The organism is Candidatus Bathyanammoxibius amoris (genome assembly GCA_024451685.1).
In the GTDB taxonomy this organism is placed as follows: domain Bacteria; phylum Planctomycetota; class Brocadiia; order Brocadiales; family Bathyanammoxibiaceae; genus Bathyanammoxibius; species Bathyanammoxibius amoris.
In genome coordinates this window covers 1-23741 of the sequence record JAMXCW010000017.1, presented here as the reverse complement: position 1 = coordinate 23741, position 23741 = coordinate 1, and the positions used below count along the sequence as shown (strand labels likewise).

Genomic DNA, 23741 nt, shown 5'->3' with positions numbered 1-23741 from the left:
ACACTATTTAAGTCTCGCACCGTCAAAAGTCAGGTTGTATTTTTTCAATACGTTTTCGTTGACACCGATAACTCTGTCATATCCTCTATTTTCAATACTCAAATCATTGTTAATCAACGGAGTATCATCAGTCACTTGTTCGCTTAGTATAGTATCATACAGAACTACCATAAACATTTTGAAGGGAATAGTCTCTTTTAAATCTTGTTTGATATAGTCCATTGCATGAAAGTTTTCCATTTCTACAGGCAACTTAAGTGTTTTAACATAATCAAGTAATGATTTTTGTATTTTGTCATACATTTTTGTCTTCTTCGACATAGGGTCTCCCTAAGTCAAAATGATATGCAGCTTCAGATTCCACATCTACCTCCGCTAGTATAGAGGGAACACTCCTGTCAGGTGTTTTACAGGGCAAGAGTTGAGTACATCTTATGTTGTCGTATAAACCTTATAGCGAGCACGGCATGGAAGGTGTCAGTTATTTTATACTTTTGAATGTGCAAGTCAAGGCGAATACGAAATTATGGCTTGTGTGGTTGTGAAAGACATGGTAAATACTTTGAGCGACGGACGTTTGAGACCGATGAAAAGCGTTGCACAGATGTCGTTTTGAGGGTTCGCGGACAGCCACGAGGGCAGTCCCTACAAAGAATTTCGTATGCAAGAGGGTGTTAAATCCATGATGATGGCGGTGGGTGCGAGATGAGAGATTTCGTAAGAAACATAAACATGGCCGTGGTGGGCTTTATCGGCCCCATCGTTTTAATGCTTCTGTGCTGGACGCTCAGGATAGAAGAAAGGCCGCTGACCAGCCCCAGGCTGTTCCGCGAAGGGGCGCTTGGGAAGGTGATTATCGCCTTCTGGCACTCCACTATGTTAGTTATGGCGTATAAGGGTATGGGGCAGGACATAAAGGTGCTGATAAGTGAACACACCGACGGGGAATACATCGCGCGGGTGGTGAACGGTCTGGGCCTGGGGGTGGTTCGCGGCTCTACCACACGCGGCGGGGCCAGGGCGACGGTAGAACTTGTAAGAGAGGCCCGGAAGGGCAGCTTTCTGGCGATAACGCCGGACGGCCCCAGAGGGCCCAGAGAAGACGTCCAGCCGGGTGTAATCTTTCTGGCCAAGAAGACGGGGAAGCCCATCCTTCCCGTCTCATCGGGCTTTTCCAACTGCTGGCGGCTTCCGAGCTGGGACGGGTTCCGCATACCGAAACCCTTCTCGAAGGTGGTAATCGCCGTTGGCGAACCGATTATGGTCCCGCCGGACGCAGGCGAAGAAGAGATGGAGCGTTACCGGAAATTGCTGGAAGATACCCTTACTCGTTTAGGTGCCGAGGCCGAGGCGGCAGTTGCAAAGTGAGACATCCGCAAAACTAGACTACTAGTTGTTCATCATGAACAGGCGCAGGATGTCGTTGCGGGTGGCGAACACAAACAGGCAGAGTATGAGCCCCAGGCCGATATACTGTGCGACCGCCATCGTGCCCTCGCTTACGGGAGAGCCCTTCAGCTTCTCTATACCCAGGAACAGGAGGTGGCCACCGTCCAGCACCGGTATGGGCAGGAGGTTCAGTATGGCAAGCTGCATGCTGATGATACCCATGAAGTACAATAGTTTCCCAAACCCCACCTTTGCCGATTCATACGAGGCTTGGGCGATTAGGATTATCCCTCCGACGGTCTCTGAAGACACCTTCTTCGTAAAGAGGCCCGTCAAGGTCAGGTAAATCCTTTTGACCATTACCTGGGCCTTATATGTGCCCATCTTGCAGGCACCGATGAGGTCGTATTTTTTTATGACCGTCTTTTCCTTGGGCAGCAGTCCCATGCGCCCGATGGCGCTCTTCTCGTCTTTGATGGGCTGGAATTTTCCGCTTAGCGTCTTCCCGTCCCGGAGCCACTTGACGGTCATCTCCTTGCCTTCACTGGTGGTGACAATACGCAGCAGGTCGTCCCATGACCGTGGAGTCTTACCGGCTAAATAAACGATTTCGTCTCCCGGCATCAGGGCTAATTTTTCCGCCGCGGGGAAACCCTCCATTACCATGTCGACCCGCAGCCCCAGCACGGGAGTAACCCCTGTAAGGAGGCGCGTGTTGTCCTCGGGTGACTGAAGTGACAGGTGCAGCCCCTCGACCTCTCCCGCCCTTTTAACCGTTAGGTCGATTTGGCGTTCTTTTGATTCCTCGAGTATTTCGGTGAGGGGGAACCAGCCCGTAACTTCTTTGCCGTTTACGGTGAGTATCTTATCACCCCTCCTTAGCCCCATCTGTGCCGCGAGACTGCCGGCCCTCACGGCCTGTACTTTTGTCGTCGCGCACGACACGCCCATCATCCAGCGCATGGTCTTAAGGGGGGTGACCTTAAACTCCTTTTCCTGGCCGTTTCTGAGGACGGTCAGCGTGAGCTCCTTGCCGGGGCTCTGCGCCTCTATTTCCGTGAGCTCTTCTCCACTTTCAATGGTTTTTCCGTCAATCGCAATAATCTTGTCATTTGTCTTGAGACCCGCGTCTATGGCCGGAGCGCCGTCTGTGTAACGGAAGAGCCTCCCTATTTTCTGGGTCATGGCCGGGGCTATGCCTATCCGCCGGAGACCGTGTACCGGGTCATATTTTGGGTAAACGTTGAAACTTAGTATCTTGCCCGCCCGGTCAACCTTGATGGGAATGCTCCTGTCGCCGCCGAGGGCGACGGCGGTGAAGACGTCTTCGAAGTCCGGGTTTTTGGTCCCTGCGATCTCTACGATGTTGTCCCCGGGGTCCATCCCGGCCTCCCAGGCCGGCCAACCCGGTGCTACCAGCCCGACCTCTGAGGTTATGAACGGCACGCCGACGCGAAACGCGACGATAAACAGCAAAAGGGCGAATGCGGCGTTCATTACCACGCCGGCGATCAAAACCAGCGCCCTCTGCCACGGTGCTTTCGACATAAAATCCCAGCTCTCCTGGGGAACGCCTTCCTTCGGATGTTCACCCCCCAACTTCACGTAGCCGCCCAGGGGGATAAGGGAAAGCCTGTACTCCGTCTCTCCCCAGGTCCGGCTTATAAGCGCCATCCCGAATCCAAGAGAAAATACGTGGACCCTTACGCCTATTTTCTTGGCCACCAGAAAGTGGCCCAGTTCATGGATGAATATCAGGGAGCCTATACCGACGATTACCAGTAATATATTGCTTGAAACCTCAGCGAATGGCATTCTTTGTCTCTTCCCGCGCCCAGTGGTCGACGGTCATAATGTCTTCCAGGGACGGCTCGTTTTTGATTGTGTGTCTTTGCATAACTTCTTCCACTATCCTTGTTATACCGGAGAAAATTATCTTTCGTTCCAGAAACGCCTGGACGGCCACCTCGTTTGCCGCGTTCATTACGGCGGGGAGGGTTCCTCCGTCGCTGGCCGCCCGGAAGCCCAGCCTGAGCGCGGGGAATTTGTCCAGGTCGGGTTTGGCGAAGGTCAGTGTGCCCAGTTCCCCCAGGTCCAGAGGTTCCGTGTCGGCGGGCGCGGGACGTCTCTCCGGGTAGGTCAGCGCGTATTGTATAGGCAGTTTCATGTCCGGCAGCCCCATCTGGGCTATCACTGAGCCATCCTGGAACTCCACCATGGAGTGGATTATGGACTGGTGGTGTATCACAACCTCTATCTCTCCGGGCTTGAGGTCAAAGAGCCACCGGGCCTCTACAATTTCGAGGGCCTTGTTCATCAATGTTGCCGAGTCGATTGTTATTTTCTTCCCCATCCGCCACGTCGGATGATCAAGCGCCTGCTCGGGCGTGACCTCGTCCAGTTTATCAGCCGGGTAGTCGCGAAAGGCGCCGCCCGAGGCGGTGAGGATAACCCTCTTCAGCTCGTCACGTTTTCCCGCCGTGAGGGACTGGAATATGGCCGAGTGCTCGCTGTCTACGGGAATCAGCGAGATGCCCGCCTCCCTCGCCCGTGTCATGACTATGTTGCCGGCCATTACCAGGGCCTCCTTGTTCGCAAGCGCCAGGTCCTTTTTGTGCGCAATGGCCTTAAGCGTCGCGGGCAGGGCCGCCGAGCCTACAATGGCGGAGAGCACAAAATCTATCCCGTCGTCCGCAACGACCTCTTCTATAGACCCTTCGCCCGATAGTATCTCAACGGAATTACCCGAAAGTTTTTCCCTGAGACGCCGGCCTCCCTCTCCATCCACAATCGCAATCCTCTTTGGGTGGAACTCTTCGGCCTGTTGAGCAAGCAGTTCCCAGCTGCTGTTGGAAGTCAGGGCCGCAGCGGAATACCCCGCCCCCAGGGAACGTATTACACTGAGGGCATTTTTACCGATAGAGCCGGTGGAGCCGAGTATTGCTATGTTTTTCATTTAGACAGGCTGTAGTTTTGTAAGGGGTGCGACACGCCGCACCCACGTAGTAGAGTAGGGGCGCGGCATGCCATGCCCCTACCAGTTATCATCTCATCACTTGCCCGACCCGCCGTTTGTGGGGGCGGACATCTCATCAAGTTCTTTCAGCAATTGGGTGACCATCTCCGATTCCGGGATCTTACGTATCATTTCACCCCTTTTAAACAGGAGCCCGAAGCCGTGACCGCCGGCGATGCCGATGTCGCACTCCTGCGCCTCGCCCGGGCCGTTTACGGCGCAGCCCATTATGGCTATCTGCAGGCCGCGCTTCCCCGGCGGGAGTTTTGACATCACCTCTTCCACGATCGTCTCCAGGTCGATCTCGCAACGGCCGCACATAGGGCATGAGATAAGCTCCCAGCCCTCGGTCTCCCGCAGGCCCAGGGCCTCAAGGATGGACTTGCCGGCCTTTATCTCCTCCGTGGGATGACCGGTGATACTGACGCGAAGGGTGTCGCCGATGCCCTCCGAGAGAAGCCCCCCGATTCCTATCGCGGACTTCATGATTGAAGACGAGGCGGGGCCTGCCGCCGTAATCCCCAGGTGGAGGGGGTAATCGCACTCTTTTGCCACACGCCGGTAGGCGTCCATGGTGGTCTGCACGTCCGAGGCCTTTAGTGAGAGGACGATGTCCCTGAAACTGAGGGATTCAAAGTGCTCGCAGTATCTAAGGACGGCATTGACCATAAGGTCGGCCATGGGGGCGTCCTCTTCGCCACGGGCCCGTATTGAGCCGGAGTTTACCCCTATCCTGATGGCAACGCCTTTGTTCTTGGCGGCGCGCACCACCTCTTCCACCTTTTTCCGGTCCTTCATGTTGCCGGGGTTGATGCGTATCTTATCAACGCCCTGTTCTATGGCGTCAAGGGCCATCCTGTGGCTGAAGTGTATATCGGCCACCAGCGGGATACGTACCTGCCTCTTAATCTCCCCCAGACATCTTGCGGCCTCCCTGGTAGGCGCGGCCGCCCGTATTATCTCGCAACCAAGTTCTTCCAGTTCCTTTATCTGCTCTACGGTGGCCTTTATGTCCGTTGTGTGGGTCTTGGTCATTGACTGCAGCGACACGGGGGCATCACCCCCTATCTGCACGCCGCCCACGCGTACGGCCCGTGACCTTCTTCGTTCTATCATTTGTGTTTACAAATAGTTATGAATAAGTGGATTAAGTGGGCATTATAGCCCGTCCCGGAACATCGGTCAAATTAAAAATGACCTGCGAGCCTCTATTCTACGTCTGGCTATATACTTGACGCACATTGGAAGTTTACCTTATACTTAAGTTTTGCCCGGAAAACCTTTTCTGAAATCGTTGAGAGAGCGGCATTTGGTAAAAAAATTATTGGATATTTGGCACTGGGAAGTAAACTCCCAGAGGGCCAGGTGGATTATACAGATTGCCTTTTTCCTCCTGGTACTTATGATCAGCTATAAGTTTTATCTGTTCGTCGAGTACTGCGAGTCGGGCGGTACCGCCGAATTTGTGGAACGGCCGCCCGGTGTGGAGGCCTTCCTGCCCATAGGGGCACTTATGGGCATAAAATACTTCATGGTGACGGGTCACGTCGACCCCATCCACCCGGCGGGTTTTGTCATACTCTCCACCATACTCCTTTCGGCCTTCTTATTCGGGAGGGGGTTCTGCAGCTGGATGTGCCCTGTCGGGACCGTCTCTGAGTGGCTGTGGAGGGCTGGCGACAAAGTACTCGGCAGGAACTTTAGACTGCCCACCGTACTGGATTGGTCCCTAAGGAGCTTTAAGTATCTGATACTCTTTTTCTTCATCTATCAGATAATCATAAAACTGGACTCCAGCTTCCTGGCGGACACGTTCTACCAGCACGTGCCCTACATCCGGGTGGCGGACGTACAGATGATGAAGTTCTTTATGGAGATAGACAGACCTACCTTAATTGCGCTGGGCGTGCTGGTGGGGCTGTCATTTCTGACCAGGAATTTTTGGTGCCGTTACCTGTGTCCTTACGGCGCCTTTCTGGCCCTGTTGTGGTACAATAACCCGCTGAGCGTCAGGGTGGTCAGGAACGATACGTGTATAGACTGCGGCGCCTGCAGCACGGCATGCCCGGTGCTCCTGGACGTGATGCGTACCGACGTGGTGACGTCGCCGGAGTGCTGGCACTGCTATGACTGCATCAAGGTCTGCCCCGTGCCGGGTGCGCTTGAGATGAAAGTGGCCGGCAGGAAGTGGGACGTGCGCTACTGGGTATATGCCTTCGTCATAATCGGTTTCTTTGTCGGCATGACCTCGTACGCCAAGTATAAAGGCCACTGGAAGACAAGCGTGACCACTGAGGAATATATCGCGCGCGTTGCCGAGCTGAACGACCCGAAGTATGAACATAAGCGGGGGAAATTTATCGTAGAGGATCCGGCATCCGCTCCCAAATTTTAAGAGGGTCTTTATGGGGCGACAAAAAAACCTTCCTGTAGGGAAACTTCCCTCAAAACTCCTTGGAGAGCTTTTGGCCCAAAAAAGCGCAGGCGCCGGCGACTCCAGGGTTATTATAGGGCCCAGGGTGGGCGAGGACGCCGCCGTGCTTGACGTTGGGAGCCCAAATACCTATCTGGTGGCAAAGACCGACCCTATCACGTTTGCCGCCGAACAGATAGGCTGGTACGCGGTAAACATAAACGCCAACGACATCGCCACTCTGGGTGCGGTGCCCCGGTGGTTTCTGGCGACGGTATTCCTGCCGGAGGGGAAATCAAGCGAGGAGATGGTCAGGGCGATATTTGACGATATCTTCCGGGCCGCGAAAGACTTAGGGGTAACCGTCTGCGGCGGGCATACCGAGATAACCGCGGGACTTGAGCGGCCCGTGGTGGTCGGCCAGATGCTGGGCGAGGTGGAGAAAGACAAGCTGGTAAGAAAGACGGACATCAGGGCCGGCGATGATATTATACTGACAAAGGGCATCGCCATAGAGGGCACGGCTCTACTGGCCCGGGAGCGGGAAAAAGATTTAACCGGCGGTTACGGCAAGGAGTTTGTTGAACGCGCTAAAAAATTTCTCAATAATCCGGGGATTAGTATAGTGAGAGAGGCCACTGCCGCCGCAGCTACCGGCAGGGTGCACGCCATGCACGACCTCACGGAGGGCGGGCTGGCGACCGGGGTCATAGAGATGGCGGGCATAGCCGGACTTGGCGCCACTATCAATAAATCCAGCGTGCATTGCTATCCTGAGACTGGGGCGGTGTGCGCGCATTACGGACTTGACCCCATGGGCATGATATCCTCCGGCGCGCTTCTTATCATACAGGCACCTGAAGATACGGAAGCCGTACTCGATGCCCTGAGGAAGGAGGGCGTCAAGGCCGGCGTTATCGGCTCGCTCACCGGGAAAGACGAAGGGCTGAAGATAGTAGAGGACGGCACGGCAAAGGAATTCCCCGCCTTTGAGGTGGACGAGATTGCAAGACTGTTTGAGAAGGAAGGGATGAACCCGCTGCCCCGCTGAATGTAGGTATACGGCCATGAACATCAAACAAATCCGCAAAGAGTTTCCCGTAACGAAAAAATACACCTACCTTGATAACGCCTGTATAGGCCCGCTTTCCCTCCGCGGCGCGTCCTACATGAAGGCCCTTGTGGAGGAGATGGCAAGACACGGGGGCATCAATGAAGACAGGTGGGCGGAGGACATAACGAAGACGCGCGTCCTGGCGGCGAGGCTCATAAACGCCGACCCGGCTGAAATCGCCTTTACGAAGAACACCAGCGAGGGCATCTCCTTTGTCGCGAACGGTCTTAGCTGGGCCATAGGTGATAACGTGGTTATAACGAACGTGGAATTTCCCGCCAACGTGTATCCATGGATGAACCTCAGAGACAGGGGAGTGCAGATAAAATTAGTGAAAGAGGACAAGAAGGGCCGTATCCCTTTCGGGGATATCAAGAAGGCGGTTGATTCGAGGACAAAAGTCGTTTCGATAAGTTTCGTGGAATTTTCAAGCGGCTTCAGGAACAACCTCAGGCGTATCGGCAGGCTGTGCAGGGATAAGGACGTTGTGTTTGTGGTGGACGCCATACAGGGGCTTGGCGCCCTGGCCTTGGACGTTGAAAAGGCGGGCATAGACTTTATGTCGGTGGACGGGCACAAGTGGCTCCTGTCCCCCGAGGGTGTGGGAGTGTTTTATGCCCGGGAAGGGTTGATGGAAAAACTTATGGTGCGTGAGGTCGGCTGGGCAAGCGTTGTCAATAAAGAGGATTATCTCGACTATGATTTCACCCTGCGCCCGGACGCGTCGAGGTTTGAGTGCGGCTCGCCGAATACGCTGGGCCTTTACGGCCTCATGGGTTCGCTGGAACTCATACTTGAGGTGGGGATAAAGGAGATAGAGGCGTGGATACTTGAACTCACAGACCACCTGGTGTGCGGGCTCAAAGAGAAGGGCTACAGGGTCTTCAGTTCCCGCAAGAGCAATGACAGGTCCGGCATCGTTTCATTTGGTTCGGAACGGCATAACATAGAACCTGTACGTAATTACCTGGCAGAGCAGGAAATCATCGTAAGCATCAGGAACGGCGCCATCCGTGTATCGCCCCATTTCTACAACACCCACAAAGAGATAGACCGGCTGCTAAAACACCTCCCGTGAGCTTTTTATCCGGGGTTAATCACCGCGGGTGGATTCCTGCGCCTACGAAAGATAACCGCGTTTCTCCAGCTCACCCATTACCCGCTGTACGGATTCGTCCACGGACTCCTTGTCCGTGTGCAGGATGAGTTCCGGGTCGAGCGGTTCCTCGTAGGGGTCGTCAATGCCGGTAAAGCCCTTTATCTCTCCGGCCAGGGCCTTCTTGTACAGGCCCTTTACGTCGCGGTCCTTGCAGACCGACAGCGGCGCCCTGACGTAGACCTCGATAAAGTCCTTGCCGACCTCGCTGCGGGCGTAGTCGCGCGTCTCCCTGTAAGGTGAAATAGCGGCGGCGATGGCCACCACGTCGTTACGCGTCATCAGCTTGCACACGAAGGCGATGCGTTTTATGTTGGTGTCCCTGTCCTCCCTGGAAAAACCGAGGTCAGAGCAAAGATTCTTGCGGATTACGTCACCGTCAAAGACCTCCACCTTGTGCCCTTTTTCCCGCAAAAGTTTTTCCACGTTATGGGCGACGGTGGATTTCCCGGAGCTTGGCAGCCCCGTAAACCATACTGTAGCTCCCTTTGCCACTCTTTTTCTTCCCTCCTCTCTGCGTACTACTCAACGGATCAATGATTACGACTCAGGCAAAACATCTATTTTACCAGGATGGACAAAAATTTTCCAACCCCGTTTTAGTTGATTTGTCTTCCTTCCATCCCGGCCGGCGCGGATACGCCCATCTGCGCGAGTATGGTGGGGGCGACGTCTTTGATGTTCAGTCCGTCCCTTGCGCCGGAATGGTTTTTTATTATGGGGTCGCGCATAATGAATATGCCGTGCTGCGAGTGGTTGGCGTCGTCGGAGCCGTTGTCGTTTTCCGCGGTCCAGAAGCTGCGGTGGCCGGCGCTCCCGATAGACCTCCAGCGCTGGTCGTCAAAGTATACGAGCAGGTCGGGGGCTATGCCGCGCACCTCAGGATAAATTTCCTGGGGCCGGAAGGCGGTTGTGTCCAGCTTGTTGCCGTGAGGACCTGTTATCGACTCAAGGCCGCGGGCCAGTTCGTTTCTCGTGCGGTGATAGTCGTGGGCAGGCACGACGCCAAGCGGCTCGCGTCCCCGGACGTTTAAGAACACCCGGCCGTAGAAGCCGCTCTCCGCCCAGGCGGTCGTATGCCGCCAGTCGACCTTCAACTCACGGAAGGGCGTGGGTCTGGCCGGATACTCCTTCAACCGGAGGTAGCCGTTTGCTATCAGCCACTCGTTTACACAGATACCGCCCTCAAACCTCTTCGCCCCGTGGTCTGAGACCACCAGAAAGGTCACGTCGTCTCCCACGACGTCCAGTATCCCGCTTATCTCCCGGTCGAGGTATCTGTAGTAGTCGAGGATGGCGTCTGAGAATTCGGTGTCTGGGCAGTATCTGGGATGTTCACGGTCAAAAAACCTCCAGAAGGCGTGCTGCACCCTGTCCGTCCCCATCTCCACCAGCATGAAAAAGTCCCAGTCCTTTTTCCCCAAGAGGGTTCGGGCAAGTCTGAAGCGTCTTCCCGTCATCCGGTAGATAGAATTGAGAACGGCCCCCTTTTCGCCCGTCCGGAAGTCTTTGACGTCCAGGATGTATCCGCCGGAAATATCTTCCACCTCTTTTTTGAACCCGTCCGGGAAGGTGTACGCGCCGGAGGTGTCACCTGCCAGGAGGCAGCTGACGAGCAGGCCGTTTACGGGCCTGGGCGGGTATGTGGGAGGGATGCCCAGGAGTATGGACCGCATCCCGCATCGTGCCAGGACGTCCCATACGTTTTGTTCTTTTACCCAGGAGGAGTCTACGAATGACATATCGCCGTAATCGTACCGGACGCGGTTTCTGAAGCCGTAGATGCCGAGCCGCCCCGGGTTCCTGCCCGTAACCATAGAGGCCCAGGCCGGGCACGTGATGGAAGGGATGGTACTCTCCAGCCGGCCGTATATGCCGTTTGACGTGAGCCGCTTGAGTGTGGGAAGTTCGTCAAGCCACCTGTCGAAGATGAGTTCCGGCGGCGCGCCGTCGAGTCCGATTACCACGACTTTCTTTTTTGGATATACCATAGGTTGTGTACTTAGGACTTCTACAAAAGCTACCTAAAACACGGTGTCATTCTGAGCCGAAGCCCTGAGCGTAGCGAAGGGGCAGCGAAGAATCTAGATTCTTCGATCGTTTCACTCCCTCAGAATGACAGTGTTTTGCAGGGACAGACCTTACGATCTTCTCAAGGTAAGCCGCGGTGTGTTACTAATACCGCAATACCGCGCCCCCAATAAATTATCCCTACCATCTCACCTTCGGGTATCCGGCGAAAACTTTTCTGTTATATTCCGGCTTGGATATGTGCTTCCAGCGGTAGTCGGATATCTTCCACCTTGATTTGTAGGGGTACTGGTTCCACTTTGGTATGAGCCTGTAAGGCGCCGTGTTTTTGATTCTAATTATGGCCAGCCCATAGCGGTACTTCTTCTTATAAAACATCGCGTACCGGACGTAGACCTCGACAACGCCGTTCTTCATTTTCCTGAACCCGTCTATCTTCGAGGTCTTCCATAGTGCCCGGGCAGGTTCTTCGTAGGGTTCCCGTGTCATATGGGCATGTGTCTGGTCGATTAGCTTTTTGTTCTTCTCCCACGCCTCTTCCCACGTGTATACCCTTTCGGGAGACTTAAGGTCGAGCTCCTTATAGTCGCGCCGGTCTGTGATTGCCTCCCAGAGTGCGATGGCCTTTTTCGGGTTTTTTGTTTTGCCGGCGTTGAAGACGGCGTCGTACACGTCGATAAAGTCTTCCACCATCTTGTTGAGCCTGGCACCCTCCGGGGCCTTCGGGGCCTTGAGGTAAAAGCGCAAATCGGGCAGGTAGGCGGAACGTGTGACGGGCCCGCCCATCGGGTAGATGTCTTTGTCGCTTTCGTAGTCCTTGTGGGTGGCGTCTTTTGAGAAGCCGTGTTCAACCAGTTTCCACGTTTCCCCCGACCGTCTGTAGGTTATGCGGTAAGAGTAATTAACGAGTCTCCATCTCCAGAAGAAGAAGTGTGACAGGCCCGTAACGTAAATGTGCAGCACCCTTGCGTTCTCATCCACGTTTTCAAAGTACGCGACGGCCTTTTTTGTCTGGCGGGGCTGGAAGTTGCCTGCCATAGTATCGGCGTTCTCGTAAGCCTCTCCTCCCTCCTCCAGGGGTCTGAGTTCAGGATGGTAGCGGTCGTGATATCTGCCGCCGGTGTCAGTAGCGAGGAAGACGGCCACGGGGACGGATATTACCTTGTCCGTGTTGTTCTTTATCTCGTAGGTCCAGACGAGATAGTTTCTGCCGTCAAACACTACCTTTTTCGGCGTGCTCCATTCCAGTTCACACTCACGCGCCAGGACGGTTGTGGTGAAAAAGGGGATGAGCAGGAGCGCATAAAGGAGTTTACGTATGTGCAAAAGAGACCTCCAATACTATTCACCCAGGATGTCAAGCGCCTTCGCGGAGTCGGAGACCTTGATAACCCCCTTAATCTTGCCCTTTTTGGTTTCTTCGTCTTCTATGATGCCGTAGTACGCGTACTCTATGTTCACGTTACCCTTTGCCAGCTTTTGGGCGATCTCCGCCATGGCCCCCGGCATGCTCGTCATCTCGGCGACTAATACCTCTGATACCAGCACGTCGTAGCCGTCCTCCTCGAGCACGGCTTTGGCCCTCTGCCAGTTGTCCACTATTATACGTAGCTCTCCGGTGTCACACATATCGGCTATGACAAGGGCGAGGACGTTGACCCCCGCGTCCACCAGTGAAGCGCACACGCCCGCCATCGTGCCCGGAAGGTTTTCCAGTACTACCGAGAGTTGCTTGTCAAATGTAATGTTTATCTCAATCTCTCCATTAAGACGACTGTTTTCAGAGATTTATATATTTACTGAATTTTGGATACCCGTCAAGTTGAAAAATGCGCCAATAAACACACGGTGGGGTGGACCTCTTCCGGGTCGGGCATGCCGTAAGACCTCATTCCGTGCAAACGGTTAAAGATACGCATCGCCCCGCACGCAGTTATTTGAATACACGGTAACGGCCAAAGGCGTTGATTTTTCGCGCTAAGACCGATAGAATGAATCAATTAACCATACGTTTTGAGGCGTTCAGCAGGGAGACCTTTCTTAAAAAAACCTGCCAAAGACGTGAGGGTGAGTCATATATGAGCACACCTGACATAATGAGTAGAGACAGGGTCTGCCCCTGGGACGTGGGGGATGCCATAAAGGTCTTTGCGTTTTATTTCCTGATGATGAGCCTGGGCTCTGCGATATTGCTGTTCGGGTTTCACAAGTTGTTCGGTCAGGACCCCAGCGCGGTCTTTGGCGAGAACATGGTGATGTTGACGCTTGTCTTAATAACCAATACCCTCTCATGCCTCTACCTCTTATACATAGTAAGGGTTCGCCGGGCCCAACCGTTGGCAGCCCTGGGAGTCAGCCTGCTGGACTGGAGGAAAAACCTGACCTGGGGCCTCCTGAGGTACGCGGTCGTACTGCCGGTTATTCTCGCGTCAGGTTTTCTGGTGGAGCTTATGACAAAAAATGCGGGGATTACACCTGAACACCAGGCGGTTGTACAACGCTTTCTGGAGGAGAGGTCCTATTTCGGTGTGGCCGCCATCCTCGCCTTTGGGATACTGGTTGGTCCCGTGACGGAAGAACTGCTCTTCAGGGGTTTTCTACAGCCTGCCTTAAGGGACGCACTGGGTGGTGTAAAGGCCATCCTCCTCACCTCATTCCTCTTTGCCCTGGTACATTTTAATCTCTATATATTTATCCAGATATTCATCCTGGGCCTGCTTCTGGGGTACCTGTACGAAAAGACGGGAACGCTTGCGGCGCCCGTAGCGGTACACATACTGCACAACTCCGTGTCCCTGTGCGCCCTTCTCTGGATTAAACAGTCAGAGGGGTTGTTTTAATGGCATTCAGACCCGCAGAAGAGCAGCTTGAGATAATCCGGAGGGGCGTCGTTGACATAGTGCGGGAAGAAGAGCTGCTTGAGAAATTGCGCGGGTCCCGGAAAGAAAAGAGACCGCTCAGGGTCAAACTTGGTCTTGACCCCACGGCGCCCGATATCCATATAGGCAACGCCATCCCCATCCACAAGCTCGCGGCATTTCAGAAGTTAGGCCACACGGCCATATTTATTATCGGTGATTACACAGCCATGGTAGGTGACCCCTCGGGGGCCAATAAGACAAGGCCGATACTGTCAAGAGAAGAGGTTATGGCCAACGCCAAAACCTATCTGGAACAGGCCGCCAAGATACTTGACACGGACAAGGCAGAGGTAGTGTACAACAGCAAGTGGTTTGAAAAGATGCCGTTCTTAGAGATACTCAACCTCGCCTCTAAGATTACGGTGGCCAGGATGATGGAGCGCGACGACTTCACCCAGCGCTACTCCTCCGGAGTACCCATCAGCCTGCACGAACTCCTCTATCCCCTCATGCAGGGCTACGACTCCATAATGGTAAAAAGCGACGTGGAGCTGGGAGGCACCGACCAGCTCTTTAACCTCCTTGTGGGCAGAGACCTGCAGAGGGACTGGGGATTTGAACCGCAGGTAACCGTGACCATGCCGCTCCTTGAGGGCACGGACGGGCATAAAAAAATGAGTAAGAGCCTGGGGAATTACATAGGTATAACCGAAGAACCCACCCAGATGTTCGGAAAGGCGATGTCCGTAAGGGACGACCTTATGAAGAAGTATTTCATACTGGCTACGGACCTGGACGAAAACCGGATAGATGACCTGCTCCACCACGACGTCCATCCGAGAGAGGCCAAGGCCGAACTTGGCAAGGAGATAGTCGCCAGGTACTGGGACAGGAAGGCGGCTGAACGGGCCTCGAAGGAGTTCGACCGGGTGTTTAAGGAACACGAGCTGCCCGAGGATATGCCTGAAGTCGTGCTCCCGGAGAAAGAACTCAAGAACGGCAAGATGTGGATTGTGAAGCTTCTGGTTGCCGGAGACTTTGCAAAGACCAACGGCGAGGCAAGGCGGCTGGTGGCCCAGGGCGGGGTTACCATCGACAACAAGACCTGTAGAGATACAAATGCGGAGGTAGACATAACCCCCGGCATGGTCATAAAGGTGGGCAAACGCCGCTTCGCCCGGATCGGTGTGGAAGATTAGCAGGTCGTTTAGAGACGATTACAGGGGCAATTTATGAATCGCCCCTACATTCTCCTGCGAAAGGTAGCCTTGTAAGGATGGGAACCCCCTTTGAGATGTCCATGGGTATTTTGGGTCTTACCCTGCTGCTTGCCGCCTTCATAATGGGAAACTTTTGGGGGAGGGGGCGGCACGTAATACACTACCAGATAATGAATTTTATCGGCGGGTTTGTGCTTGCCTGGTATGCGTTTCAGTTAAGGAACTGGGTATTTGCCACCCTGGAGGGCGTTTGGGGCGCGTTTGCCCTGGCCAACCTGATAATATGTGTTCGGGCCAGGGTAAAAAGGCCAAAGGAGCCGGAGAAAGACTCAGGCCCGGCCGCACGATAGTAGTCCCCACACCATGTCCTCTTCAGGTTGAAAAGCCGTCACATTTTGTGTGGACGGATGTATATCCCCGCAGGTGGCCTTAAACGAATGAAGCCGCTAATCTCCGTATGCCCCTGCCAGCCTCTCAAGCTCCCGTTTCCTTACAACCTCTCCGAACCGCGAGATGTCTTCTATTCCGAGGAGGGTGTTGTAGCCTTCTTCAACGACCTTTATGGCCTTTGGACGGCCCAGATACGGCAGGAGCAGTTTTATGCCCTTGAACATGAAGGCGTTAAGAGGGTGGCGGGTAAGTTGGTGGAGGGAGGTAACGCATTCGACAAGGAGCCCGACGTGGCGCTCGCGGTCTTTGCGGTTATCGCACGCACGCAGCGCGTCCCCGTAAGCGGCACCGGTTATCTCTGACGCCCCGCCAATCTTCTGCGCCAGAGACCGGTCAATCTCATCGGTGAGGCGGTTTAGTTCCATCAACTTTGAGAACATCGCTGCCGGCTCATCCTTGAGTCTTTTTATGGAATAATCGTACATCACCCCGAAGGTCTCGGCGGTCGCGTATATGTCCTCGGGCGCGTAAACGGTGTCCAGAAGAAAGGTGACAAGTTTTTTGTGACCCTCATCTTCCATCAGGTCGCGGTAGGCGTCCTTCAACATTGAGGCCTGATACCGCCGGACCTTTATGAGCAGTTCGTCGTTCTCCGTCGTCATTCATTCTCCTCGTATGTACCCGTGTCTTTTCAAACGATGAGCCAGCGAACTCTCAAAACAGAATGACATAAGGGTTTTTTGGGACGGCCTTTATTGAGGGCTCTCACAGTCAATCTTATGTCGTTTGCCCCTCTCTCTTCCACCGATTCCATATAGACGGGCGGGGCGGGAATCTGAAGCAGTTGTCAAAAATCCTTGATTATTTTCTCCGGAAAGAACCCCTTCCCGCGGCCTTAAAGGCAACCTACTTTCCGTAGTTTTCCAGCTCTTCCCGGTTCTTGAATTTACGCAGTTTCTCCCCGTGTGAGCGGGAGAGAGACTCCAACTCCTTTGACGCTGAAAAGAGGTCGCAGCTCATATCTGTAATCTGTTTCTGGTTAAGTGGCTCCAGTTCCCAGAGATAATCAAAGGCCTTTTCCCTGAAGGCGGCACTCAGCTCAGGGTAACACTCTCCCATCTCCTCTTTCCGGCCGTCGCAGGTCTCATAGGCGGGGTTTCCATTCCTCGAGAGACGGCTGTCTATGTATATGTTCCACAGATACTTATAACGTCTGTGCTCGGCGGTGCCCTCTTTCGGTACACGGGCTTCTTTGTATTTGAACTTTTTATCCAGTTGGTCTGCTACGTGCATGAGTTCGTGCCTGACCCGGCCCTCCAGGTTACGCAGGGAATCCACTATCTCGAGATCCAGGTGCTTATTCTTCGGGTGGAAATAGTTCATGTCTGTGGAAGAACCGGAAGGGGGCGTTGTAATTAACACACTCGCCAGTTTATCGTTTATACCCAGTTCCCAGATGACCTCCTCAACCATCTTACATATCTGTCCCCGGTTCTCAAAACCTTCTTCGATGTCAATATCAGCAATTATAGCCATAGTGTATATCCCTCGTGTGAAATATTATCTCGATTGGACGACCCTTATCACGGCATTCTCTTTAAGCTCTGCTAAGTACTCTCGCTTTCTCTTTAAGGCCTTCTGTTTGAACAGCCTGTTTTTTATATCCGCCTGCAACTTCTGGAAGTCCGGCTCCTTGACTTCCCTGACCTCCTCTGCCATGAGGATGTGGAGGCCCCTGCCGGTGCGCACGATCTCGCTTATCTCGGCTTTCTCCAGCACGAGGGCGGTTCTTTTCAACTTTCCTCTCATCTGCAGCACCTCATCGAATTCCCAGACACCGCCCTGGGCGGCCCTGGGCCCCTCGGAGAATTCCTCTACCAGCGTCTTAAAATCCTCTCCCTTTAAGGCCCTGTCCCTTATCTCTTCCGCCGTCTTCCAGGTCTCTTCCTTGGAAGAATAAGACCTGAACTTAAGGACTATCTGCGCCACCCTTACCGACCGTTCTACCACAAACTCGTCCCGGTGCTCCCGGTAGTACTCCCTGATGTCTCTCGGGGAAATGCTTATCTTGTTAAATACGTATGAGTTCAGCAGCTTTTCAACCATCAGGTCGTCCCTGAACTGTACCTTCTTTTCAGTAGGGTTGATTCCCTCTTTTACGGCAATCTTGTAGAACTCGCTTATCGAGCCTACCTCTGCCACCGCGTCCTTAATAAATTTATCCAGTTCCTTCTCAATCTCTTCCTGCACGTAAGGGTTTTTGTCTATGATGCTGTGCGCCTTTTGTACCAGCAATTGCCTGTCTATGAGCTCATCGAGGACACCTTGAAGTATCTCCGCGTATTTCCTTTGCAATTCACGCCCCTTATATTTATTCATAATGCCGGCCGCTGCCCGAGCCGCACGTCTTTGAACGTCCTCCTTGGTGATTATCTCGTCATTAACCACCGCCACGATTGTACCCACGTACCGCCTCTCCGCCTCGAGCGTGCCCTGCGTGAAGAACACCGTAGCCGCAATAAACACGACGGATGCCGCGTGTCGAATATGATAGAATAGTTTCAAAGAGATAGTCCTCCTCTTAAAACGCTACGCCTTGAGCTTGAAGACCTTTCTTAGAAAATGCACCGCGCCCTCCGGCGATGCGTCGCTCCCGGGAAGTTCCAGGCACACCGTTTTCTCGTCGATAACCCGGAGCCGATGGCGCACACCGTAAAGACCGGCCTCCGCTTTCCGGAGGTCATCCACCTTCATCACCAGCCTCCCGTTGGTTCTGACAATGGAACGGACACTGTACGCCTGTGCCGCAAGCCGTAATTCCTTTTCAATAAGCAGGTTCTTTGCCTCCGCGGGCAGCGGTCCGAACCTGTCCCGGAGCTCCGTCTCAAAATTCGATATCTCCTCGACAGAACCGCAACGGGAGAGTTTCCTGTATGCCTCGAGTTTTTGGTCTTCCTCGGGCATGTATTCTTGTGGCAGGTACGAGTCGAGGTTCAGGTTTATTAAAACGTCCCTGCCCGGCGGCGGAGAGGGCTCGTTCTTCATACGTCTTACCGCCGACTTCAAGAGCCGGCAGAACATCTCGTAACCCACGGCCTGTATGTGCCCGTGCTGCTGGGCCCCGAGGACGTTGCCGGCGCCGCGTATCTCCAGGTCCCTGTGTGCTATCTTAAAACCCGCGCCAAGTTCGGAAAACTCCTCAATGACCTTCAGCCGCTTTTCCCCCTCAGGGGTGACGGGCCTCTTCGCAGGTAACAGCAGATAGGCGTAGGCCGTGTGTTTGTAACGGCCGACCCTGCCCCGGAGCTGATGGAGGTCCGCCAGGCCGAACATGTCCGCATCGTTTATAAAGATAGTATTGACGTTTGGGATGTCCATGCCGGACTCTATTATAGTGGTACATAGCAAAACATCAAACCTCTTGTCAATAAACGCTACCATTCTTTCCTCAAGGGTTTTTTCGGACATCTGTCCGTGCGCGACGGCAATCGTCGCCTCAGGCACTATCTTCGAAAGCTCGCTGGCCACGTTCTCTATGTTGTAAACCCGGTTATGAACGAAGTATACTTGTCCTTCACGGTTGAGTTCAAAGAGGATCGCCTGGCGTATCTTCTGGGGGGAGTAGTGCATCAGCCTGGTCTTTACGGCCTGTCTTTCCTGCGGCGGCGTGCTCAGGGACGAAATGTCCCGCAGCCCAAGCAGCGACATGTGGAGGGTCCTCGGTATGGGCGTGGCTGTCAGCGTAAGTACGTCCACCGTCTGACGGAGCTTCTTAAGCCTTTCTTTATGCCCAACCCCGAAGCGCTGCTCTTCGTCAATCACGACAAGCCCCAGGTCCCTGAACCTGACGTCTTTCTGTATGAGCCGGTGGGTCCCTATCACAACGTCAACCGCGCCCTGCGTCAACGACTCCAGTGTGGCCTTCTGCTCCGAACGGGTCTTGAAACGGCTGAGGACTTCTACCCTTATGGGGTAATCCGCCATCCTCTCGGAAAACGTCCTGTAGTGTTGCTGGGCGAGTATGGTGGTGGGGACGAGTACGGCCACCTGTTTGCCGTGCATGACCGCTTTGAACGCGGCCCGTATCGCCAGCTCCGTCTTCCCGTAACCCACGTCTCCGCACACCAGCCGGTCCATCGGCCTGCGCGACTCCATGTCCGCCTTTATCTCTTCGTTTACCTTTAGCTGGTCTTCGGTCTCTTCGTAGGGGAACTCGCCCTCAAACTCCTTCTGCCACTCCATGTCGGCGGGATATTTTATCCCCGGTTTTGCCCGGCGCATGGCCTGCACGTCAAGCAACTCGCAGGCCAGGTCGGTAACCGCCCGTTCCACATCTTTGAGCCTGCGCGTCCAACCCTGACCCCCCAGCCTGCTCAGCGGAGGGTGGTGCTCTCTGGGACCGATATATTTTTGAACCAGTTCCATCTTCGAGCCGTCGACGTAGAGCCTGGTCCCGCCGTCAAACTCCAGCACAAGATGCTCGCGGCTCTGCCCCTCGTGCTCCAGCATCTCAACACCATGAAACAGGGCGATACCGTGGGCGACGTGGACAACACAGTCGCCGCGCTCAAGCTCGTAAAGGCTCTCGATGGGCCTTGCGGGCACGGCCTTCCCCGGCCTGCGGCGGACCCTGTAGCGATGGAATATCTCATGGTTGGATAAGAGTACGAGCCCGGCGTCTCTTGCGAAGAACCCCCTGTTGAGTCTGCCCGTGGCCAGCTCGAGACCCGTCTTCGTACCGGCCAAAAGCTCTTGGAGCCGCTTTTTCTCCGCCTCGTTGGCGCAAAAGACGACCGTGCGCACTTTTTTGCCCCGCGGGGCCTGTGACATAACCCTGTCCAACTCGCCGAGCGCGGCGAGACTCGCGGACAGGTTTGAATCGTGAGAATCTCTCTTCCCGGAATCTTGAACGCCGTTATCACTACCTGCCGCCGACGTACCAAAACGCTCTACAGACTCCACCTCAAAGTTGTGCGCCGCTTTTTCATCCGCAAACGGCAGGAATGAGAGCGACAGGGTGGTATACCCCTGCCACCTGTCTTTTATCGCGCCGTAGTCGAGGGTCCGCGGCTGGGTCTGAACGGTTTTCAGGGCGCGGTCCTCAATCTGTGCCGGCTCTTTCAACATAACCCATGTGTCGCGGGGGAGGTAATCGAACAGAGACCCCTCTTCTTCGGCAAGAGACGTCTCCTCTCTGAGGGCGAGTATGTTGGCGTCACTCATCTCCCTGACGGACACCTGCGTGCCGGGGTCAAAGAGGCGCAGCGACTCCACCGTGTCGCCGAAGAATTCTATGCGGACGGGCAGGTCGGAGGACGCGGGAAAGACGTCCATAATCCCTCCGCGAAACCCGTACTCGCCGGGGGCCCCCACACGCGAGACCTTGTTAAAACCCCTCTCAGAAAGCCAGCCCAGTACCTTCTGCCGGTCTATCGCGTCACCGACCGATAGCTTCCAGGTGTTCTTTATCAACGTACCGGGCCGGGGAAGTCCCTGCAACAGTGCCTGTATGGAGCAGACTATAGCGGTGGCATGGGACCCGGGAGAATTTTTCGCTTTCTCCCCGCTGAAAAGGAGCGGGTGAAGTATCTGCAGGTGTTCGGCGGGGAGCTGTACCGACGGCCTCCACTTATCGGTAGAGAAACGTTCCCAGGGCTGAAAGACCGAGGCCGTGCCGGGGCGGAACAGGTTAAGGTCTTCGCAGAACTCCTCGGCCTCTTCCACATTGGCGGTGATAACGAATATTTTGGAGGGAGCCGCTTTATTTTCATCAATATCAATAGCCAGCGCGCTCACCAGGTACGCCGCCGACGAGCCCCACAGCCCGCCTGCATACACCTCACCGCCGGATTTCAGGTCCTCAAGCAGAGACCGGAATTTTTTGCCGCCTCGGATTAATTTAGACAGAGCCTTCATAAATACTTCCATGTTTACATCTTATGTGTATGGGGAGACAACTGGATTTTAATCCACCCCGCGCAACGGTGTCAAGGGGATTTGGGAGGGGTAACACGCGAGGGAATCTGTAGCGTCCGATGTCCGCATCGGACGAGGAAAAAAATAACGTCTGATGGAGATATCGGACATAAAAAGAAAGACGCCGGGTACGGAGGCCCGACGCGACAAATATAGTTCTTGTAGCGGCAGAGTTTACTCTGCTTCAACGACCGTAAAGGTCGTTGTCTACCATAATTATTTGAACGCCTGCGGTAGACAACGTCAGTGAAAAACCATTGAGTGAGAAGTTCAAATCGGTTAATATGTCAGATATTGTACGGGAAGGTGGTTAACAGACAATATGTGATGACCTTAGAATGACAACCGTCTCCGGGTCGAGGTTTATAAAAAGAAGAAAGAACACTATACATAAAAGGGACGAAGGCTTACTATGGAACTCATGAACCTCGCGATTCTTTTCCTGCTGGTGCTCCTTGTGGGGATATGCGTCTGGATTGCGGTCGCCTTCATGAGGCGCGGCAAGGGCGAAGAGGCCCTGATGCTGCAGCAGCAGCTGAACGACATGAGGAACGAGACCCGCCAGAGCCTCGGCCAGCTAACGGAACAGGTGGGGGAGCGCCTCCACTCGCACCAGGAACTCTTAATGCGCTCGCACGAGGCCCTCGGCTCGCGGCTCGATAACGCCGCTAAAGTGGTGGGCGACGTGCAGAACAAGCTGGGGCAGCTCCACCAGACCACAAACCGTGTGGTTGAAATCAGTAAAGACATCGCAAGTCTTCAGGATATCCTGCGGCCGCCGAAACTGAGGGGCGGGTTCGGTGAATTCCTGCTAACTGACATGCTCACACAGATTATACCTCAGGACCGCTACGAGTTTCAGTACCAGTTCAAGAGCGGCGACCGTGTGGACGCCGTTATCATGCTCGGCGAGAGGCTTGTGCCGATAGACGCGAAGTTCCCGCTTGAAAATTTTAAACGCTGCATCGAGGCGGACGACGCGGACATAAAGAAACGCGCGCGGAAAGAATTTTTAAACAACGTAAAGAAGCACATCGACACCATAGCCGAGAAATACATCCGCCCCGCCGAGAGGACGTTTGACTTCGCGCTCATGTATATACCCGCCGAGAACGTCTACTACGAGACTATTGTGAAGGACGAGTCCGCGGGGGGCAGCATCTCCGGCTACGCCATGCGGAAAAAAGTCATCCCCGTCTCGCCCAACACCTTTTACTTGTATTTGCAGACCATACTGCTGGGCCTGAGAGGCATGCGGCTGGAGGAGAGGGTTGAGGAGGTCCTGGAACATCTCCAGGCGCTCAGGGGAGATTTTGGCAGGTTTGGCGGCGACTTTGAGACGCTGGGCAAGCACCTCCGTAACAGTCTCCAGAAGTATGAGGATGCGGGCAAGGATCTTGACAAATTCGGCGCCCGCCTTGAACACCTTGAGCCGCTGGGCGAGAGCAAGTCAATGCCCGCCAAAAAAATAGAATCCCCCCCTGCCCCGCAAGAGGCGCAGCGGGAAATGTTATAGCGGTTAAGCACCCCATCTAACAGATTTATGATCGATTACCGTCCCGCGGTCATCTTTTTCCGCTTCGCCCCGCAGAAGGTGAGGAGTTTTTCGAGCGGGTAGGTGTTTATCGCGTCTTTGGGCTCCAGCCACCCCCGGCGGGCGACGCCGACCCCAAGCTCCATCAGCCATAACTGGTCGATGTAATGCATGTCCGTATTGACGGCCACACGGACGCCCATCTGCTTGGCTTTTCTGGCGTTTATGTCGTTAAGGTCGAGGCGTTCGAAGTGGCTGTTAATCTCAAGGGCCGTGCCTGTCTCGGCGCATGCCTCCATCAGCCTGTCCATGTCCACGTCATACCCCTCGCGTGCGCTTATGAGCCGCCCGGTGGGGTGTACGATTATGTTCACGTAGGGGTTGCGGACGGCGGCAAGTATTCTTTCGGTTATCTGCTCCCTGGGCTGGCGGAACCCGGTGTGAACGGCGGCAAGCACGATGTCCAGCTTCTCCAGCACCTCGTCCGGCATGTCCATAGTCCCGTCACCGAGTATGTCGCACTCAGACGACTTAAGCAGCTTGAACCCCCTAAGCTTCTCATTTAGTCTGTCAATCTCCCGTATCTGCTTCAGGAGCCGTTTCTCGTCGAGCCCGTTGGCGATGTGGAGTGATTTCGTGTG

21 protein-coding genes are annotated in these 23741 nt (G+C 54.5%); 8 read left to right on the top strand and 13 right to left on the bottom strand.

What is annotated here, in order from left to right:
• Nucleotides 1-3: 3 nt before the first annotated feature.
• On the bottom strand, nucleotides 4-321 hold the full coding sequence (locus NOU37_08785) for a hypothetical protein (GenBank protein MCQ4575327.1): 318 nt from the start codon (nucleotides 319-321) through the stop codon (nucleotides 4-6).
• A gap of 384 nt (nucleotides 322-705) precedes the next feature.
• Between NOU37_08785 and NOU37_08780 the strand changes: the two genes are divergently transcribed.
• The gene (locus NOU37_08780; protein MCQ4575326.1) at nucleotides 706-1368 is read left to right on the top strand and encodes a lysophospholipid acyltransferase family protein; all 663 of its coding nucleotides are present in this window, start codon (nucleotides 706-708) and stop codon (nucleotides 1366-1368) included.
• A gap of 21 nt (nucleotides 1369-1389) precedes the next feature.
• Here NOU37_08780 and rseP read toward each other — a convergent pair whose 3' ends face one another.
• The 3 genes from rseP to ispG form a co-directional block, all read right to left on the bottom strand.
• Nucleotides 1390-3204, bottom strand: coding sequence for an RIP metalloprotease RseP (rseP, locus tag NOU37_08775; GenBank protein MCQ4575325.1), 1815 nt, complete (start codon nucleotides 3202-3204; stop codon nucleotides 1390-1392).
• Nucleotides 3191-4345, bottom strand: a complete 1155-nt coding sequence (locus NOU37_08770) for a 1-deoxy-D-xylulose-5-phosphate reductoisomerase (GenBank protein ID MCQ4575324.1) — start codon at nucleotides 4343-4345, stop codon at nucleotides 3191-3193. The genes rseP and NOU37_08770 overlap by 14 nt, the downstream gene beginning before the upstream one ends.
• Nucleotides 4346-4441: 96 nt before the next feature.
• Entirely contained in the window at nucleotides 4442-5521 is a 1080-nt protein-coding gene (ispG, locus tag NOU37_08765) for a flavodoxin-dependent (E)-4-hydroxy-3-methylbut-2-enyl-diphosphate synthase (GenBank protein ID MCQ4575323.1), read from the bottom strand.
• 193 nt (nucleotides 5522-5714) lie between these two features.
• Between ispG and NOU37_08760 the strand changes: the two genes are divergently transcribed.
• From NOU37_08760 to NOU37_08750, 3 genes are read left to right on the top strand one after another with little or no spacing between them, the layout of a single operon-like run.
• Nucleotides 5715-6800, top strand: a complete 1086-nt coding sequence (locus NOU37_08760) for a 4Fe-4S binding protein (protein ID MCQ4575322.1) — start codon at nucleotides 5715-5717, stop codon at nucleotides 6798-6800.
• A 10-nt stretch (nucleotides 6801-6810) separates the two neighbouring features.
• Nucleotides 6811-7869: an AIR synthase family protein gene (locus tag NOU37_08755; GenBank protein ID MCQ4575321.1), complete on the top strand. Its 1059-nt coding sequence runs from the start codon at nucleotides 6811-6813 to the stop codon at nucleotides 7867-7869.
• Between the two features lie 16 nt (nucleotides 7870-7885).
• Nucleotides 7886-9010, top strand: coding sequence for an aminotransferase class V-fold PLP-dependent enzyme (locus tag NOU37_08750; GenBank protein ID MCQ4575320.1), 1125 nt, complete (start codon nucleotides 7886-7888; stop codon nucleotides 9008-9010).
• Nucleotides 9011-9052: 42 nt separating this feature from the next.
• Here the strand turns inward: NOU37_08750 and cysC are convergent, their stop codons facing one another.
• From cysC to NOU37_08730, 4 genes are all read right to left on the bottom strand, one after another.
• Nucleotides 9053-9583, bottom strand: a complete 531-nt coding sequence (cysC, locus tag NOU37_08745) for an adenylyl-sulfate kinase (protein ID MCQ4575319.1) — start codon at nucleotides 9581-9583, stop codon at nucleotides 9053-9055.
• Between the two features lie 104 nt (nucleotides 9584-9687).
• On the bottom strand, nucleotides 9688-11079 hold the full coding sequence (locus NOU37_08740; protein MCQ4575318.1) for an alkaline phosphatase family protein: 1392 nt from the start codon (nucleotides 11077-11079) through the stop codon (nucleotides 9688-9690).
• A 220-nt stretch (nucleotides 11080-11299) separates the two neighbouring features.
• Nucleotides 11300-12445: a hypothetical protein gene (locus tag NOU37_08735; GenBank protein MCQ4575317.1), complete on the bottom strand. Its 1146-nt coding sequence runs from the start codon at nucleotides 12443-12445 to the stop codon at nucleotides 11300-11302.
• A gap of 15 nt (nucleotides 12446-12460) precedes the next feature.
• Nucleotides 12461-12865 carry a hypothetical protein gene (locus NOU37_08730; GenBank protein MCQ4575316.1) on the bottom strand — a complete coding sequence of 135 codons (405 nt, stop codon included), beginning with the start codon at nucleotides 12863-12865 and terminating at the stop codon, nucleotides 12461-12463.
• A 332-nt stretch (nucleotides 12866-13197) separates the two neighbouring features.
• Between NOU37_08730 and NOU37_08725 the strand changes: the two genes are divergently transcribed.
• From NOU37_08725 to NOU37_08715, 3 genes are all read left to right on the top strand, one after another.
• The gene (locus NOU37_08725; protein MCQ4575315.1) at nucleotides 13198-13959 is read left to right on the top strand and encodes a CPBP family intramembrane metalloprotease; all 762 of its coding nucleotides are present in this window, start codon (nucleotides 13198-13200) and stop codon (nucleotides 13957-13959) included.
• The gene (gene tyrS, locus NOU37_08720; protein MCQ4575314.1) at nucleotides 13959-15179 is read left to right on the top strand and encodes a tyrosine--tRNA ligase; all 1221 of its coding nucleotides are present in this window, start codon (nucleotides 13959-13961) and stop codon (nucleotides 15177-15179) included. The genes NOU37_08725 and tyrS overlap by 1 nt, the downstream gene beginning before the upstream one ends.
• Nucleotides 15180-15256: 77 nt before the next feature.
• Complete coding sequence (locus NOU37_08715; protein MCQ4575313.1) at nucleotides 15257-15550, top strand: hypothetical protein; 294 nt, start codon at nucleotides 15257-15259, stop codon at nucleotides 15548-15550.
• Between the two features lie 96 nt (nucleotides 15551-15646).
• Here the strand turns inward: NOU37_08715 and NOU37_08710 are convergent, their stop codons facing one another.
• The 4 genes from NOU37_08710 to mfd form a co-directional block, all read right to left on the bottom strand.
• Nucleotides 15647-16252, bottom strand: coding sequence for a hypothetical protein (locus NOU37_08710; GenBank protein ID MCQ4575312.1), 606 nt, complete (start codon nucleotides 16250-16252; stop codon nucleotides 15647-15649).
• 244 nt (nucleotides 16253-16496) lie between these two features.
• Nucleotides 16497-17126 (bottom strand): hypothetical protein, encoded by a 630-nt coding sequence (locus NOU37_08705; protein MCQ4575311.1) that lies wholly within the window; start codon nucleotides 17124-17126, stop codon nucleotides 16497-16499.
• Between the two features lie 24 nt (nucleotides 17127-17150).
• Nucleotides 17151-18155, bottom strand: coding sequence for a peptidylprolyl isomerase (locus NOU37_08700; GenBank protein ID MCQ4575310.1), 1005 nt, complete (start codon nucleotides 18153-18155; stop codon nucleotides 17151-17153).
• Nucleotides 18156-18179: 24 nt separating this feature from the next.
• Entirely contained in the window at nucleotides 18180-21506 is a 3327-nt protein-coding gene (gene mfd / locus NOU37_08695) for a transcription-repair coupling factor (GenBank protein ID MCQ4575309.1), read from the bottom strand.
• 472 nt (nucleotides 21507-21978) lie between these two features.
• On the opposite strand from mfd, the gene NOU37_08690 reads away from it, so the two are divergent.
• A complete protein-coding gene (locus tag NOU37_08690) occupies nucleotides 21979-23082 on the top strand; it encodes a DNA recombination protein RmuC (protein MCQ4575308.1) in 1104 nt (367 codons plus the stop codon).
• Nucleotides 23083-23117: 35 nt separating this feature from the next.
• On the opposite strand, the gene NOU37_08685 is transcribed toward NOU37_08690, so the two are convergent.
• The coding region (locus NOU37_08685) for a PHP domain-containing protein (protein MCQ4575307.1) at nucleotides 23118-23741 on the bottom strand (624 nt) is incomplete at its 5' end.